Here is a 14,281-nt window from a genome sequence, read left to right as displayed (position 1 = left end):
ATCCCCGCCTTGGCCGGGAAAATGGGGGCAAATTGGCCTGCAGTGTATGCGCGCGGCTTGCGCGTTACGGATATGGCCGTCACGGCCCTGGTGGTGGCAATTGCCTACTTTGGCCGCTTCGGCATGGACAGCAACAGCATCGCCGCGCAGGTGCCGCCCTTCGAGTACGCAGCTATCAGCCTGTTGATCCTTATTCTCTGGAATGCGGACCTGGCCTTGTTCCGGACACGTGAGCGGCAGGTGCTTGGCGCCGGGGCGACCGAATACAAGCGCGTGATGCAGTCGGCCCTGAGGTCATTTGGGCTGCTGGCCATCATCATGGTGGTTTTTCAGCTCGACGTTGTCCGTGGATTCTTCGCGATTGCCTTGCCGCTGGGCATGGCGCTTTTGGTTTTGGCCCGCTGGTTGTGGCGCCGCTGGATTGCCAGACAGCGTGCCGTGGGGGGGTACCTTTCCAATGCCGTGGTCCTTGGCTCCACGGACGATGTCCGGTACGTAATCTCGCAGCTCCAGGCAAATCTTTCCACCGGATACCGGGTGGCGGGCGTGGCTGTAACCTCCCTTGACCTGGACACCGAAATTGACCAGTCCTGGTACCGCGTGCCCGTGCACTCCAACTTGGCGGACATCGCCAGGGTTATCCGACTTTCCGAAGCCGACACCGTCATCGTGGCCGGCAACCTGCCCGGTGGGCCTAGGACCATTCAGGAACTTGGGTGGAGGCTCGGAGACCTGGCCACGGAATTGGTCTTGGCCTCGAGCCTGACCAATGTTGCAGGCCCCCGCGTCCATTTCCGCCCAGTGGAAGGACTCCCCCTCATGCACGTGGAAATGCCCCAGTATTCGGGGGGAAAGCATGTTTACAAGCGGGTCGCCGATGTGTTCCTGTCTTCCATGGCTCTCCTGGTTCTGGCCCCCCTCCTGCTGGTGCTGGGCATCGTTGTCCGGCTGGACAGCAGCGGTCCGGCTCTCTTCCACCAGGAACGCATTGGCCGCAACGGCGAAACCTTTAAAATGATCAAGTTTCGGTCCATGGTGGTCGACGCCGATGCGCAGCTTGAAAAACTGGCCGGCAGCAATCAGGGCGCCGGGCTTCTGTTCAAGATGGCGGCGGATCCACGCATCACCAAGTGCGGTCGCTGGATGCGCAAGTTCTCCTTCGACGAGCTGCCGCAGTTTTGGAACGTGTTGGTGGGCAACATGAGCCTTGTGGGGCCACGGCCTCCACTGGCCACGGAGGTTGCCCAATACCAGGCCCCCACCCACCGCCGTCTGTTGATCAAGCCGGGGATCACGGGGCTGTGGCAGATCAACGGACGCTCCAACCTTGCCTGGGACGAAGCTGTCCGGCTGGACCTCTACTACGTGGAGAACTGGTCGCTGACCGGCGACCTCATCATTCTGTGGCGCACGGCCAAGGCAGTCTGTGCGTCCGAGGGAGCCTATTAGGCTGCGCGCCCCTCCCTGCGGTATCACCCACAAAAAAGAAATGGATAGTGTCATGGTCTCAGCAACAGATTCCCTGCAACAGAACCGGAAGGGCGGGTCCCGCCTGAAAGTCGCCGTCATCGGCGCAGGGTACTGGGGCCCGAACCTTGCCCGGAACTTCAAAGCAAGCCCGGACTGGGAATTGTCCGGGATTGTGGACATGGACGTGTCCCGGGCACTGAAGATCGCCGGCCCGCTCGGTGATGTTCCCGTCTTTTCCTCATTGGACGAGCTGCTGGCTGGCACGGACGTCGACGCTGTCGCCATTGCCACGCCCGCCCGCACCCACCACATGGTGGCCTTGCAGGCACTCGACGCCGGAAAACACGTCTTGGTGGAGAAGCCCCTGGCGGCAAGCCGAGAGCTGGGGCTGGCGATGGTGGACCTGGCAGCGGCCCGCGGACTGACGCTCATGGCGGACCACACCTACTGCTACACGCCGGCCGCCATCAAGATCCGCCAGCTCGTTGAAGACGGCGAGCTGGGGGACATCCTGTTCATTGACTCGGTGCGGATCAACCTTGGCCTGGTCCAGCCAGACGTCGACGTCTTCTGGGACCTGGCCCCGCACGACCTTTCGGTCATTGACTTCATCATGCCCGGCGGGCTGCAACCGGAGTCGGTGGCCGCCCACGGCGCCGACCCGCTGGGCACCGGCAAGTCCTGTGTGGGCCATCTGACGTTCGCGCTTCCCAACAACGCCATGGCACACATCAATGTCAACTGGCTCAGCCCCACGAAAATCCGCCAGATGGTCATTGGCGGGACCAAGCGGACGCTGGTGTGGGACGACCTGAACCCGCAGCAGCGCATCAGCGTCTATGACCGTGGCGTCAACTTTGAGAAAGCGTCCACCACCGCCGCCCAGCGCACTGCACAGGCTATTTCCTACCGGCTTGGGGACACCTGGTCGCCTGCGCTGCCGGAAAAGGAAGCCCTTGGACTGATGGTGGCCGAATTTGCCGCCAGCATCCGGGAAGGCAGGCCGTCCCGGACCAGCGGTATTGCGGGATTGCGCGTACTCAACGTCCTGGAGGCCGCCAGCCGCAGCCTGGAAAACGACGGCGAGAAAAGTTTTGTTGCAAACAGCGACGTTCAACTGGAGGGAACACGATGAGCAATTTGCAAGGGGCAACCGTACTGGTGACGGGAGGGGCCGGAACCATCGGCTCAACCATTGTTGACCAACTGCTCGACGCCGGGGCGGAGCATGTGGATGTCCTGGACAACCTGGTGCGCGGACGCAGGGCCAACCTGGATGCGGCTCTGGCCTCGGGCCGGGTCAGCCTGGTCGATGCGGACCTGCGGGACCGCGATGCCGTGCACGACCTCACGCGCGGCAAGGATATCGTGTTCCACCAGGCGGCGATCCGCATCACCCAGTGCGCCGAGGAGCCTCGGCTGGCCTTGGAGGTGCTGGTGGACGGGACGTTCACGGTGCTTGAGGCCGCCGCGGAGCACAAGGTGGACAAGGTCATTGTCGCTTCCAGTGCTTCCGTATATGGCATGGCGGAGGAATTTCCCACCACCGAACGCCACCACCACCACAACAACGACACCTTTTACGGCGCAGCCAAGTCCTTCAACGAAGGCATGGCACGAAGCTTCAAGGCCATGAGCGGCCTGGACTACGTCCTGCTGCGGTACTTCAACGTCTATGGCCCGCGGATGGACGTCCACGGCCTCTACACCGAGGTCCTGGTGCGCTGGATGGAGCGCATCGTCGATGGCATGCCGCCGCTGATTTTCGGGGACGGGCAGCAAACCATGGACTTTGTGTACACCGAGGACATTGCCCGGGCCAACATCCTTGCCGCCGGCAGCGGCATCACCGAAGGCGCCTACAACATTGCCAGCGGTACCGAGACCAGCCTCCTTGGCCTCGCAGAGGCGCTGCTGCGGTCCATGGATTCGCCCCTCGGGGTCGAGCACGGTCCCGAACGGGCCATCAACGGCGTTGCCCGGCGGCTCGCCGATGTTAAGGCGGCCCGGCGGGACCTGGGCTTCCAGGCGACCACGGGGCTGGAAGACGGCTTGCGCAGCCTGGTTGACTGGTGGCTTCCGCTGCGGGACGAGATCGCGGCCGGCCGTCCGGTGGCCGCCGGGGCGGCGGGTTCGCGATGACCGCGCACGGCACCACAGATGTCGCCGCCCTGCCGCGGATCAATGTCATGAAGCCCTGGCTCGGCATGGAGGAGGCCGACGCCGTTGCCCAGGTCATAGCGTCCGGCTGGGTGGCGCAGGGGCCCAAGGTTGCCCAGTTTGAGGCGGAATTCGCGCAGGCGCAGGACGCGTCATTCGCTGTCGCCACCTCAAACTGCACCACGGCGCTGCACCTCGCCCTGGTGGTGGCCGGCGTTCAGGCGGGGGACGACGTAGTCGTTCCCTCCTTCTCCTTCATCGCCACGGCCAATGCGCCAACATATGTGGGGGCGCGCCCGGTCTTTGCGGACGTGGACGCGGAAACGGGCAACGTCACGGCGGCGACCATCGCCGCGGCGCTCACACCCGCGACGCGGGCGGTGATCGTGGTGGATCAGGGTGGCATGCCCGTTGACCTGTATCCCATCCGTGCCCTGTGCGACCCTCTCGGAATTGAGGTTGTCGAGGATGCCGCCTGCGGGGCCGGCTCCACCTATCATGGGCTGGCAGTGGGTGCGGGGGCAAGTGTGGCCGCATGGTCTTTCCATCCGCGCAAGATCCTCACCACGGGCGAGGGCGGGATGCTCACCACGGTCCACGCAGGCTGGGCAAAGCGGGCCTCGAAGCTGCGCGAGCACGCCATGAGTGCCTCGGCCAAGGAGCGGCATTCCTCCGTGCTGGCACCGCAGGAGGAATACACGGAAATTGGCTTCAACTATCGCATGACGGACATGCAGGCGGCAGTGGGAATTGTTCAACTGGGCAGGCTGGCCGTCGCGGTGCAGCGGCGCCGTGAGATCGTGGCCCGGTACTCGGCGGGGCTGGCTGACGTTCCCGGACTGCGGCTCTCCCGCGACCCGGACCACGGAACCAGCAACTTCCAATCGTTTTGGCTCGAGGTGCTTCCGGAGTTTGGCAGTGGACGCGAGGACGTCCTCGCGCACCTGGCGCAGTGCGGCATCTCCGCGCGGCGCGGCATCATGGCGTCCCACCGCCAGCCTGCCTACGCCGGGGTGGATACAGGGGACGCTGATTTGTCCGTGACCGAGCGCCTCACCGACAACACGCTGATACTGCCCGTTTTCCATCAGCTGACCAACCACGAGCAGGACCGCGTGATCGACGCCGTCCGTTCCGCGGGAAGGGACTGACCACGGTGACTGAATTGATTTTGGTTGCGGCCAGCGGATTGGCCCGCGAAGTGATCGCGTCGATCCACGGAGGCGAAAGCTATTCCATCCGCGGATACCTGGACGATGATCCGGCACTGGCCGGCACGGCGCCTGACGGTGTGCCCGTGCTGGGCCGGATCGACGACGCGGCCGCCTTCCCGGAGGAGAAGTTCGTCGTCTGTGCCGGCAAGGGCGCCTCCCGGGAGGGAATCGTGCGCAGGCTTGAGGACTTGGGGGTCGGCGCGGACAGGTATGCCAGGGTCATAGACCGAACGGCAGTGGTTTCCGACAGCTCGGTCATAGGCCTGGGAAGCATCCTGCTGGCCAATGTGGTGTTGACGGCGGGCGTCCGGCTCGGAGAGCACGTGGTGGCCATGCCCCAGGTGACGTTTACCCATGACAATCAGGTGGCCGACTTCGCCACGCTCACCGCGGGGGTATCCCTGGGCGGCGGCGTCCGGATCGGCCGAGGGGCCTACCTCGGCATGAACGCCAGTGTGCGTGAAGAGTGCAGCATTGGTGCGGGTGCAACGGTGGGCATGGGAGCCGCCGTCGTGCAGGACGTGCCCGACGGCGAAACCTGGGTGGGCGTACCGGCCCGCCTGATGAACCCCCCGGGCACGGCAAGGCGCGTGCCCGTGGACATGGAAGGGAAGGCCTGACATGGAAACCATTCCCTTGGTGGACCTGCAAGCCCAGCAGGCCGATATTTTCGATGACATCCGCGACGAAATTGAGGACGTCCTGCGGTCGGCGGCCTTCATCGGCGGGCCGGCGGTGGGTCGGTTTGAACAGGAATACGCGGACTTCACGGGCACCGGGCACTGCATCGGCACCGGCAACGGCACGGATGCGCTGGAGCTGGCGCTGCGCGCCTGTGGGGTGAAGGGCGGGGACGAGGTCATTTTGCCGGCCAACACTTTCGTGGCGACCGCGGAGGCAGTGGCCCGGATAGGCGCCGTTCCGGTGCTGGTGGACGTTGACCCGGAACACCTGCTCATCGACCCGGACCGTGTTGCCAACGCCGTCACCCCCCGGACGCGGGCCATTGTGCCGGTGCACCTCTTCGGGCAGCTGGCACCCATGGAGCGGATCCTGGAAATCGCCGACTTGTGCGGCGCTGTGGTGGTGGAGGATGCTGCACAGTCGCAGGGTGCCCGCCGCAACGGGCAGGTGTCAGGATCCTTTGGCCGAGCCGCAGCCACCAGTTTTTACCCGGGCAAGAATCTGGGGGCCGCCGGAGACGCGGGTGCGGTGACGACGTCGGATCCGGACATTGCCGCCCAGGTGCGGATGCTCGGCGGGCACGGCAGCTCCAGCAAGTACGTGCACGACGTCGTCGGCATGAACTCCAGGCTGGACACGATCCAGGCCGTGGTCCTGCGCGCCAAGCTGCGGAAGCTGACCGGGTGGAATGCGCTGCGCCGTGGGGCGGCAGCCCGCTACGGCCTGCTTCTCGTGGACGTGCCCGGGGTCACGGTGCCGGCGTCCGCGCCGGGAAATGAAGATGTTTGGCACCTGTATGTGGTGCAGGTCGACAACCGGGATGCCGTGCTCGATGCCCTGCATGCGGAGGGAATCGGCGCCGGCATCCACTACCCGACACCCGTGCACCTGACCAAGGCCTTCTCCTACCTGGGCCGCGGAACCGGCGACTTCCCCGTAGCCGAGGCTGCCGCTGGCCGGATCCTGTCGATGCCGATTTTTCCGCACATCACCGCGGAGCAGCAGGAACGGGTTGTCGGGACGCTCGCGCAGGCGATAAGGACGGAGGCCAGGCCATGAAGATCGTCCGCCCCCAGTCCGCCACGTCCAAGGCCCTGATTTCAGTGGTCATTCCCTGTTACAACTATGGACACTTTCTCCCTGATGCCGTGGCAGGTGTCCTGGCCCAGCCAGGAGTCGACGTTGAGATCATTATCGTCGACGACGCGTCGCCAGACGGCAGCGTCCAGATTGCACGGGAGCTTGAGGCCGCCGATTCAAGGATCACGGTGGTTGCGCATGAGGCCAACCAAGGCCACATTGCCACGTACAACGACGGACTCAAGCGTGTGTTGGGTGACTATGTTGTGCTGCTCTCGGCGGACGACATCCTGGCGCCGGGATCGTTGGGGCGTTCTGCAGCCCTAATGCAGGCCCACCCCGAAGTTGGACTTGTCTATGGCTATGCCCCATCCTTTGAGTCACACGCCCCCGTGGCACGCACCCGCGTTCGTAGCTGGACAATTTGGGAGGGGGAGGAATGGGTTCAGAGAATCTGCACCAGGGGCACAAACCTCATCGTCAATCCCGAGGCAATGATCCGGCGGGACGTCATGGATCACCTGGTTGGCTATGACGCAGAACACCCGCACGCAGCAGACATGCTGCTGTGGATGCAGGCCGCCATGTTCGGTTCCGTTGGCCGAGTCAACGGCCCGGACCAAGCTTTTTACCGGGTGCATGGAAACAACATGCACATGACTGACTTCAAGGGGATCGTGGCTGATTTCCAAGGCAGGTCGGGGGTGTTCGAAGCGTTCTTTTCGGCCTACGGTTCCCAACTGCACAACGAACCCAAGATGAAAGCCAAGGTCCGCTCGGCCCTGGCCCGCGAGTCGTCCCGGACGGCGGCAGTCGCCTTTCACTCCGGGGGCGCCTATGGGGGCGCCGGGCAGCGAGAGCTGGCAGCTCTCGCTGCGGGTTTCAACGACGGCGGGGCGGAAATCCGACGATTGGCGTGGCTGCCCGGCCGAGGGCAGGGCCAAGCCAAAGGGCCCCACCCGCTTGCCCGCAAATCATATTTGGCAATGGACCGGCTCAGGTGGTCCATGCGGTGGAGGCTGTGGCGGCGGTACGGGATATGAGTGAATCCACGGATCTGCGCGCTGGCATTAGCAGGCGCCTGTTGTTGGCAACCGGCAACCTGGTCCTTAAGTGCGGTCCCAAATGAACCGTAAGCCAGCTCCGTCGGTGCCCACAGTCAAGAATGCCCTCGCATGGAGCAGCGTCAGCAACCTCGTCATGCGGCTGGGAACGTTGTCGATGGGCATCGTGCTCGCTCGCATACTTTCTCCTGAAGAGTTCGGTGTCTACGCAGTTGCCCTGACAGTGCAGACGGCGCTCATGACCCTGGCAGACTTCGGCATGAGCGCAGACCTCATCCGATGCGAGGACCCGGAAAAACGTGCACCGACGGTGGCGACACTTGGCTTGATCACGGGTCTGACCTTCGCGGCAAGCATGGCTGTCTCCAGTCGTGCCGTAGCGAATTCTTTGGCAAGTCCTGAAGCGGTCGATGTCATATTCATCTTGTCGTTCACCTTGCTGCTGAGCGGCGTCGGGATAGTACCCTTTGCAAAATTGCAGCGAAATCTTGAGCAGAAGAAGCTATTCCTTGTTTCAATGGTGGACTTTGTTGTCAACACGGTTTCCACCCTGGTTTTGCTCAACCTTGGCATGGGAGTCATATCCCTGGCCTACTCCAGAATATTGGCTCAGAGCTGCGCCTTGGTTCTCCAGTATGTTCTTGCGCGCCAAAAGGTCAAATTTGGCATTGACAGGTCGCTGGTTGGCCCCGTGCTCAGGTTTGGAATACCCGTCGCTGCCGCAAATCTACTGTCGTGGTCACTGTTGAGCGTGGACAATGTTGTCATCGCCCATTGGGCCGGTCCCCTGGCCCTGGGCTTCTATGTTCTGGCCTTCAATATTTCAAATTGGCCGATGAGCGCTTTGGGACAGGTCATCAGGTCTGTGACGCTGCCCGTTTTTTCACGCAGCTCAGCCAGCCGGGACAGCGATAACCTGGCGACCGCCCTCGCGTTGACATGGGGCATTGGACTGCCGGCGGGGCTGTTCCTTGCCGTACTGGCCAAACCCTTGATTGTCTTCGTTTACGGTGAAAAATGGGGTACAGCCGGTCCGGTTCTTGCGGCGCTTGGGTTGTTCGGCGCCCTGCGACTACTCTTCGATGTCGTCGCCTCGTTCCTGCTTGCCAGGGGCAAATCCGGGCAAGTGCTGACGGTGCAAATTGTCTGGTTCGCGGCACTGATCCCGACGATGATAGTGGGAACACATTCTTATGGCATAGTCGGCGGCGGCTGGGCACATGTGGCCATTGGAATTTTTGTGGTTCTCCCGGCCTACCTAATTGCCCTTCGGTCTGTAAGAGTGAGGTATGCGGTTCTATGGGGCGCTATTTGGCCGCCGCTGTTGGCAGCATTTCCAGCAGGTTTGGCGGGGTACTTCGTTGCCGGAATGTTTCATTATCCTGTCGTTTCTCTGATCGTGGGGGGACTCGCAGGAGGCGGCCTTTATGCCTTGCTGATTGGCCGGTGGTTCCTTAAGATCGCCAACGCCACAGCGGAAGCAGGAAGGATTCAGGAAATTTTGGTCCCCGACGTAGCCGATTCATCCGAATCCCTCGTTGAAAGGAAGGCCGATCTTGACGTTTCCCAGTAGGTTATTTGTCCTTTTTGACCAAGAATTTCGAAATTCGGTTCCTTTGGGGGAGTGGTGAATCGTGGCTGGTCTCATGAGCATTTTTCAACCGGCGAGTGCACCGGCGCCGATGGCACAAGTACGAAGCAGGGACATTCCACCCATGCTCCCGGGCGCAGCTACGGTAAGCGTCGTTATTCCTTGCTTTAATTACGCGAGATTCTTGCCCTTCTCAGTTAATAGTGCCCTGGAACAGTCCGGCGTGAACGTAGAGGTGATCATCGTCGATGATGCTTCCACCGACGATTCGCTGGCGCAGGCGCAGGCATTGTCAAGGAAGGACAACCGGGTACGCGTTTTGGGCCACGTGAAGAACACCGGCCCGGTAGGCACCTTCAATGATGGGCTGGCTGTGGCAACAGGAGAATTCCTCGTTCGCCTGGACGCCGATGATGTCTTGACCCCGGGATCCCTCGCCCGTGCCGTCCACCTTGCGCAGGCATTTCCACGGGTTGGCTTGGTGTATGGACACCCAATCCACTTTGAAGGTGAGCTTCGCCGCCCCTGGTTCCGTCGGAAGGTTCGCTCGTGGATTATCTGGGCCGGGGAAAGCTGGCTGGACTACCGCTGCGTTCTGGGCGTGAACTGCATTACATCGCCCGAGGTGCTTATGCGAACTTCCGTGGTTCGCCACGTCGGCGGCCAGCGAGAGTTGGCGCACACCCATGACATGGAAATGTGGTTGAGGATTGCCCGAGCCTCCGACGTCGGGTGGATAGACGGCGCGGACCAGGCGTGGCACCGGGAACATTCGGGCAGCTTGTCCGCAAGGAAGGTCGACTTGATGACTGACCTTGACGAGCGGGCCGCCGCCTTCCGAATGCTCTTCACGGATGGTGAAGGGCACCAGGCAACGGCTTCGAGGAGGCTGGAGACGTCTCTGCACGCTGTCGCCAACGAAGCCGTGGCGCGGGCCTGCCAAGCTTTTGTCAGGGGCCGCGGTGACTCGGCCGAAGTTCGCGGATATTTGGAGTTTGCCCACACGATTGCCGGCGACCTGACCCGGTTGCCACATGGTCCAACCCTCCAAAGATCACTGGAATTGGGGGCGAGCGGCTCAAGGCGTTCGCCGGTCTTGCTCGCCCGGGCCGCAGCGTATCGGTTGGGAAACGACTATCGGCGATTCCGATGGAAGGCCACCGGCCTCTAGCAGGCAGCCGTGGCCTGCCCCGCGTCAGTGGTGGAGCAGGCCAAGGGTCGGGGAATGTTGAACAAGTTTGGGTATCTTCTTGAATGGATGGAGCTTTGGAATGGCCAAGCAATCCTTAGGTCGGTTGGTTGATCAGCTGCGCCTGCACGGAACGGGCAGCGTCGCCCGACGCGTCTGTAAACGGAGCATTGAAAGGTTGGCAGACCGATTGCAGCTGGGCGAACTCGACTTCCCACTGAGGGACGGCGACGTGGCGGATTCTGGCATGATGGCTTTCCCTGATTTGGGCGCCAAAGAAGCGGGGGGTGGTGCCGGCGGCAAGCTCAATATTGGGTGGGTTTGCGCCCCGCCGCAACAAGGGTCAGGGGGGCACACAACCCTATTTCGAATGATCGCCGCCATGATGGAGCAAGGGCATCATTGCACCATCCTTTTATACGACAAGAATTCTGATGACGTAAGTCATCATGAAGGGGTAATTCGAAATGGTTGGCCGTGGCTGGGTGCCGACGTTTTAAGTGCAACAGCTCCGACTGGCTTTCTTGACGTAGTCATTGCCAGCTCTTGGCAATCGGCACACGTTGTGGCGTCGCGGATGAGTGCCGTTCCACACAAATTTTATTTCATCCAAGACTTTGAGCCCTATTTCTACCCCAGGGGGGCTCTCTACGCGTTGGCCGAGGACACTTATAGATTTGGGTTCAAAAACATCGCGCTGGGTGACATGGTTGCCGGTTCCATCCGGAGCGAATGCGGTGCCCCTATTCACGCCACGGTGCCATTTGGCTGCGACAACCACATTTACCATGCGACTCCCCGGCCGGCCAATGGTGGTGCGAGAAACGGCGTGGTTTTCTACGCGAAGAAATCCGCCGATAGGCGCGGATATTTGTTGGGGAAAAAAGCGCTGGAGATATTCGGGCGAAACAATCCAGGCCAGGTGATCCATGTATATGGTGACAATGTCGCCGGGTGGGACGTTCCAGTGGTCAGTCACGGCAACCTGCCGCCAGGGGAACTCAACGATCTCTACAACACCACCGTGGCAAGCTTGGTCATGTCATTCACCAACATTTCACTAGTTGCGGGGGAGCTGATTTCGGCTGGCAATATTCCTGTCATGAATGACTCGGCATTGGCCCGGTTGGATCTGGACAGTCCCCACGCCGTGTGGGCGACAGCCACCCCATACCACCTCGCCTCTGCGCTGGAGGCAGCGATTGCTTATCCGGATATTGCGGCCAGGGCGAAGGCCGCCGCTGCGAGTGTACAAATTAGTTGGCAGGAGTCTTCGGAATTGCTCTGCCGGGTCATTGAGGACTCCTGTTCCATGGAGGATCCGCCGACTGTGGGGGGACGGGTTGGGCAACCATGAGCGATCAGGGGTTCGTGACCAAAGGCATCGGGTGGGTGCGGCACGCCGGCCCGGATGAGTTCGTGCTGGACTTCAACGCGCCTCCGAGAGTGTCCAAGTATTTGCTGTTTGTGATTGTAAGCATTTTTGTCTTTCCCCACAACATGGTGCTGAAGCCGCTTGGTGCGGCGGGGACGGTGCCACTTATCCTGGCCGTGATCTTGTTTTGCTTGTGGATTTGTTCGGTCCTTTTTGGCTTGCACGACCCTCTCGGATACCGCAATCCCGGAAGACTCAGCATTGGGGTCCTCTGGGTGGGCACCTGCATCAGCTACGTGGCTCTTTACATGGGCCTGACGGGCGGGAGCACCGTTGCAGGGCGTGCATCGGCCGATCGCTGGATGATCCTGCTCATGGGGTCGTCAGCGCTAATTCTGGTGATCACTGAAGCAGTCAAGTCGATGAACGACGCCATGGAAGTTGTGCGGATCATCCTTTTGGGCGCTTTCTTTTGCAGCATTGTGGCCGTCATCCAGTTCTTCCTGCGGATCAATCCAATGGAATGGATCCAGGCCGTGATGCCAGGTTTCACGGACAACGGGGGAGCCACCCCGTTTCAGAACCGTGGGTTCATGGTGAGGGTGGCAGGCAGCACTTTCCACTCCATTGAATTGGCCGTGGTCTCGGCCATTCTCCTGCCACTGAGTATCTGGCGCGGAATCTTTGACAAGACCGGCCGGAAATGGTTTCACTGGACAGGCACAGCGCTCCTGATTTTCGCCGTCGCATCGACAGTGTCGCGATCGGGAATACTTGCCTTGGTCATTGCCGTAGGTATTTTCATCCCCTTCCTGCCGCTCAACGCAAGGCGGTGGGCCCTGGTTGTCGCCCCTATTGCGCTCTGCGGGCTGTTCTTGGCCATTCCCGGATTGATCAGCACACTCACCAGCTCCTTCACGGCAGGCGATTCGGATCCCTCAATCACCACCCGGACAGACAACTATCCCCGGGTGGCCAGAATGTTCGTCAATCATCCATGGGTGGGCACCGGACCCGGCACCTACTTGCCGGACAACGCCCTGTATATTTTGGACAACCAGTATCTCAATGTCGTGGTTTCAATGGGCGCTATAGGACTCGTGTGCATCGTGGTTTACCTCATGTTTCCGGGCCTGACCAGCGTATTGGCCGCCCGGGCGGCCAAGGGGGAGAGCCTCAGGAGCCTGGTCGGAGCGTTGGCGGGAGGCTGCGTGGCTGCGGGCATTTGCTCGTTGACCTTTGATTCATTGGCCTTCCCAACATTCGCCATGGTTTACCCTGTACTGGTCGGGCTCGGAGGCGCCGGCTGGATTCTTGTCAAGAAGGAGATGTCGCTTAATGCAAGCGAAGAAATAGCAGCAACAAATTTCAAAAACCGGTCTCAAGGAAAGGGTGGGTCATGAGCCCGCTTGCTGTTCTCAAGACTCTTTGGAGTCACAAGATAATTACCCTGCCAGTCGTCATCCTCACCCTGCTTGCGAGCGTGTACGTCTTTCAATTCGCGCCGCGATCATACGATTCCACCATGACGTATGCCCTGATCAACCCAAGCATCCCGTCCCAGGACCAGATTCTCCAGGATCCAAAGCTTGGCAAGCTAAATAGCAACAATCCATACCTGCGTTCCTCGGACCCTTCGTTGATCGTGCAGGTGGTCATTACCAGGCTGAACGATCCGGTCATGGGGCAAAAGCTTGTCGCCGAAGGATTGAGTCCCAAGTACACCGTGACTCGTAGCGTTTCCGGCCAAAGTTCATTTTTGATTGACATTGTCGGAACGGCCGCGACTCCGGCAGGGTCTGTCGCCACGGCAAGGGCCTTGGGGAAAGAGCTTGAAACGAACCTCTATGAGCTGCAAAAGGTAAACGGCGCCTCGGATCAATACACTTATACTTCGTTGGTCGTCGTGTCGCCAGACCAAGCGGTTGAACAGTTCAGCAGTCGCTTGCGCTCGCTTGTCGTGGTGTTTCTGGGCGGCGCCGTATTGATGTTTGGTGCCGTTTCGGCCGCACGCGCATTTGAACGGGGAAGGGACAAAAAACGGGAGTTAGCCGCCAAGCCCTTGAGCGCCGTTGGACCCGGCGGAGACCCGGCCCGCCATCCTGGATCGTCTGCGGATCAGACCGGACCTATCGACATTTCCAGCGCCATGCGCACAAATGGCCACAAGCTCAAGAACAGTGGCGAGGAACAACTGGCTCGAGTCGGCAGCAGGAGGGGCTCCAGGGAGCTCGCAGATTAGGATGTGAGGCTTTCTCACGTCCATGTGAGGCGACGGGGGGCCTCGGTTGCGGGTTGGATGGGCGATGGTGGCTAGAGCGGATAGCTGTTGGGTTTCCCTCACGGGCCCTGAAGGGCGGTTGGACCAGCCAAGCGTGCATGGCCGGTCCAACCGCCCTCCAGCAAAGGCCTCCGTTATCCGGCCGGATGGGATTTTAGCGTCAAGTTGGCGAT

The 14,281-nt window shown here is 61.3% G+C and carries 12 protein-coding genes; all 12 read left to right on the top strand.

Translation table 11 applies throughout. The features are described from left to right. Window positions 1–57 precede the first annotated feature (57 nt). The 12 genes from CVV68_RS06030 (at window position 58) to CVV68_RS05975 (ending at window position 14,069) form a co-directional block, all read left to right on the top strand. Window positions 58–1,449 (top strand): sugar transferase, encoded by a 1,392-nt coding sequence (locus CVV68_RS06030; RefSeq protein ID WP_170133098.1) that lies wholly within the window; start codon window positions 58–60, stop codon window positions 1,447–1,449. A gap of 52 nt (window positions 1,450–1,501) precedes the next feature. Then, window positions 1,502–2,605: a Gfo/Idh/MocA family protein gene (locus CVV68_RS06025; RefSeq protein ID WP_110500111.1), complete on the top strand. Its 1,104-nt coding sequence runs from the start codon at window positions 1,502–1,504 to the stop codon at window positions 2,603–2,605. Beyond that, the gene (locus tag CVV68_RS06020; RefSeq protein WP_110500110.1) at window positions 2,602–3,612 is read left to right on the top strand and encodes an NAD-dependent epimerase/dehydratase family protein; all 1,011 of its coding nucleotides are present in this window, start codon (window positions 2,602–2,604) and stop codon (window positions 3,610–3,612) included. The genes CVV68_RS06025 and CVV68_RS06020 overlap by 4 nt, the downstream gene beginning before the upstream one ends. Beyond that, window positions 3,609–4,781 (top strand): DegT/DnrJ/EryC1/StrS family aminotransferase, encoded by a 1,173-nt coding sequence (locus CVV68_RS06015; RefSeq protein WP_245933377.1) that lies wholly within the window; start codon window positions 3,609–3,611, stop codon window positions 4,779–4,781. Before CVV68_RS06020 ends, CVV68_RS06015 begins: the two co-directional genes overlap by 4 nt. A gap of 5 nt (window positions 4,782–4,786) precedes the next feature. After that, entirely contained in the window at window positions 4,787–5,464 is a 678-nt protein-coding gene (locus CVV68_RS06010) for an acetyltransferase (protein WP_110500109.1), read from the top strand. 1 nt (window position 5,465) lies between these two features. Next, entirely contained in the window at window positions 5,466–6,587 is a 1,122-nt protein-coding gene (locus tag CVV68_RS06005; protein ID WP_110500108.1) for a DegT/DnrJ/EryC1/StrS family aminotransferase, read from the top strand. After that, window positions 6,584–7,651, top strand: coding sequence for a glycosyltransferase family 2 protein (locus tag CVV68_RS06000; RefSeq protein ID WP_110500107.1), 1,068 nt, complete (start codon window positions 6,584–6,586; stop codon window positions 7,649–7,651). The genes CVV68_RS06005 and CVV68_RS06000 overlap by 4 nt, the downstream gene beginning before the upstream one ends. A gap of 82 nt (window positions 7,652–7,733) precedes the next feature. Further along, window positions 7,734–9,245 carry an oligosaccharide flippase family protein gene (locus tag CVV68_RS05995; RefSeq protein ID WP_110500106.1) on the top strand — a complete coding sequence of 504 codons (1,512 nt, stop codon included), beginning with the start codon at window positions 7,734–7,736 and terminating at the stop codon, window positions 9,243–9,245. Window positions 9,246–9,447: 202 nt separating this feature from the next. After that, the gene (locus CVV68_RS05990) at window positions 9,448–10,434 is read left to right on the top strand and encodes a glycosyltransferase family 2 protein (RefSeq protein WP_245933376.1); all 987 of its coding nucleotides are present in this window, start codon (window positions 9,448–9,450) and stop codon (window positions 10,432–10,434) included. A 100-nt stretch (window positions 10,435–10,534) separates the two neighbouring features. After that, window positions 10,535–11,809 carry a CgeB family protein gene (locus CVV68_RS05985; RefSeq protein ID WP_110500104.1) on the top strand — a complete coding sequence of 425 codons (1,275 nt, stop codon included), beginning with the start codon at window positions 10,535–10,537 and terminating at the stop codon, window positions 11,807–11,809. Between the two features lie 326 nt (window positions 11,810–12,135). After that, window positions 12,136–13,230 (top strand): O-antigen ligase family protein, encoded by a 1,095-nt coding sequence (locus tag CVV68_RS05980; RefSeq protein ID WP_245933375.1) that lies wholly within the window; start codon window positions 12,136–12,138, stop codon window positions 13,228–13,230. Next, entirely contained in the window at window positions 13,227–14,069 is an 843-nt protein-coding gene (locus tag CVV68_RS05975) for a chain-length determining protein (protein ID WP_110500102.1), read from the top strand. Before CVV68_RS05980 ends, CVV68_RS05975 begins: the two co-directional genes overlap by 4 nt. Window positions 14,070–14,281 lie beyond the last annotated feature (212 nt).

The organism is Arthrobacter livingstonensis, assembly GCF_003219815.1.
GTDB lineage: Bacteria > Actinomycetota > Actinomycetes > Actinomycetales > Micrococcaceae > Specibacter > Specibacter livingstonensis.
The sequence above is the reverse complement of the archived record's forward strand: the minus strand, read 5'-3'. Positions and strand labels throughout refer to the sequence as shown.

Bases quoted from the DNA above. Each gene is read 5' to 3' on its own strand.
- CVV68_RS06025 (WP_110500111.1), top strand. From the start codon at position 1,502: ATGGTCTCAGCAACAGATTCCCTGCAACAGAACCGGAAGGGCGGGTCC.
- CVV68_RS06020 (WP_110500110.1), top strand. From the start codon at position 2,602: ATGAGCAATTTGCAAGGGGCAACCGTACTGGTGACGGGAGGGGCCGGA.
- CVV68_RS06015 (WP_245933377.1), top strand. From the start codon at position 3,609: ATGACCGCGCACGGCACCACAGATGTCGCCGCCCTGCCGCGGATCAAT.
- CVV68_RS06005 (WP_110500108.1), top strand. From the start codon at position 5,466: ATGGAAACCATTCCCTTGGTGGACCTGCAAGCCCAGCAGGCCGATATT.
- CVV68_RS06000 (WP_110500107.1), top strand. From the start codon at position 6,584: ATGAAGATCGTCCGCCCCCAGTCCGCCACGTCCAAGGCCCTGATTTCA.
- CVV68_RS05995 (WP_110500106.1), top strand. From the start codon at position 7,734: ATGAACCGTAAGCCAGCTCCGTCGGTGCCCACAGTCAAGAATGCCCTC.
- CVV68_RS05985 (WP_110500104.1), top strand. From the start codon at position 10,535: ATGGCCAAGCAATCCTTAGGTCGGTTGGTTGATCAGCTGCGCCTGCAC.
- CVV68_RS05980 (WP_245933375.1), top strand. From the start codon at position 12,136: ATGGGCCTGACGGGCGGGAGCACCGTTGCAGGGCGTGCATCGGCCGAT.
- CVV68_RS05975 (WP_110500102.1), top strand. From the start codon at position 13,227: ATGAGCCCGCTTGCTGTTCTCAAGACTCTTTGGAGTCACAAGATAATT.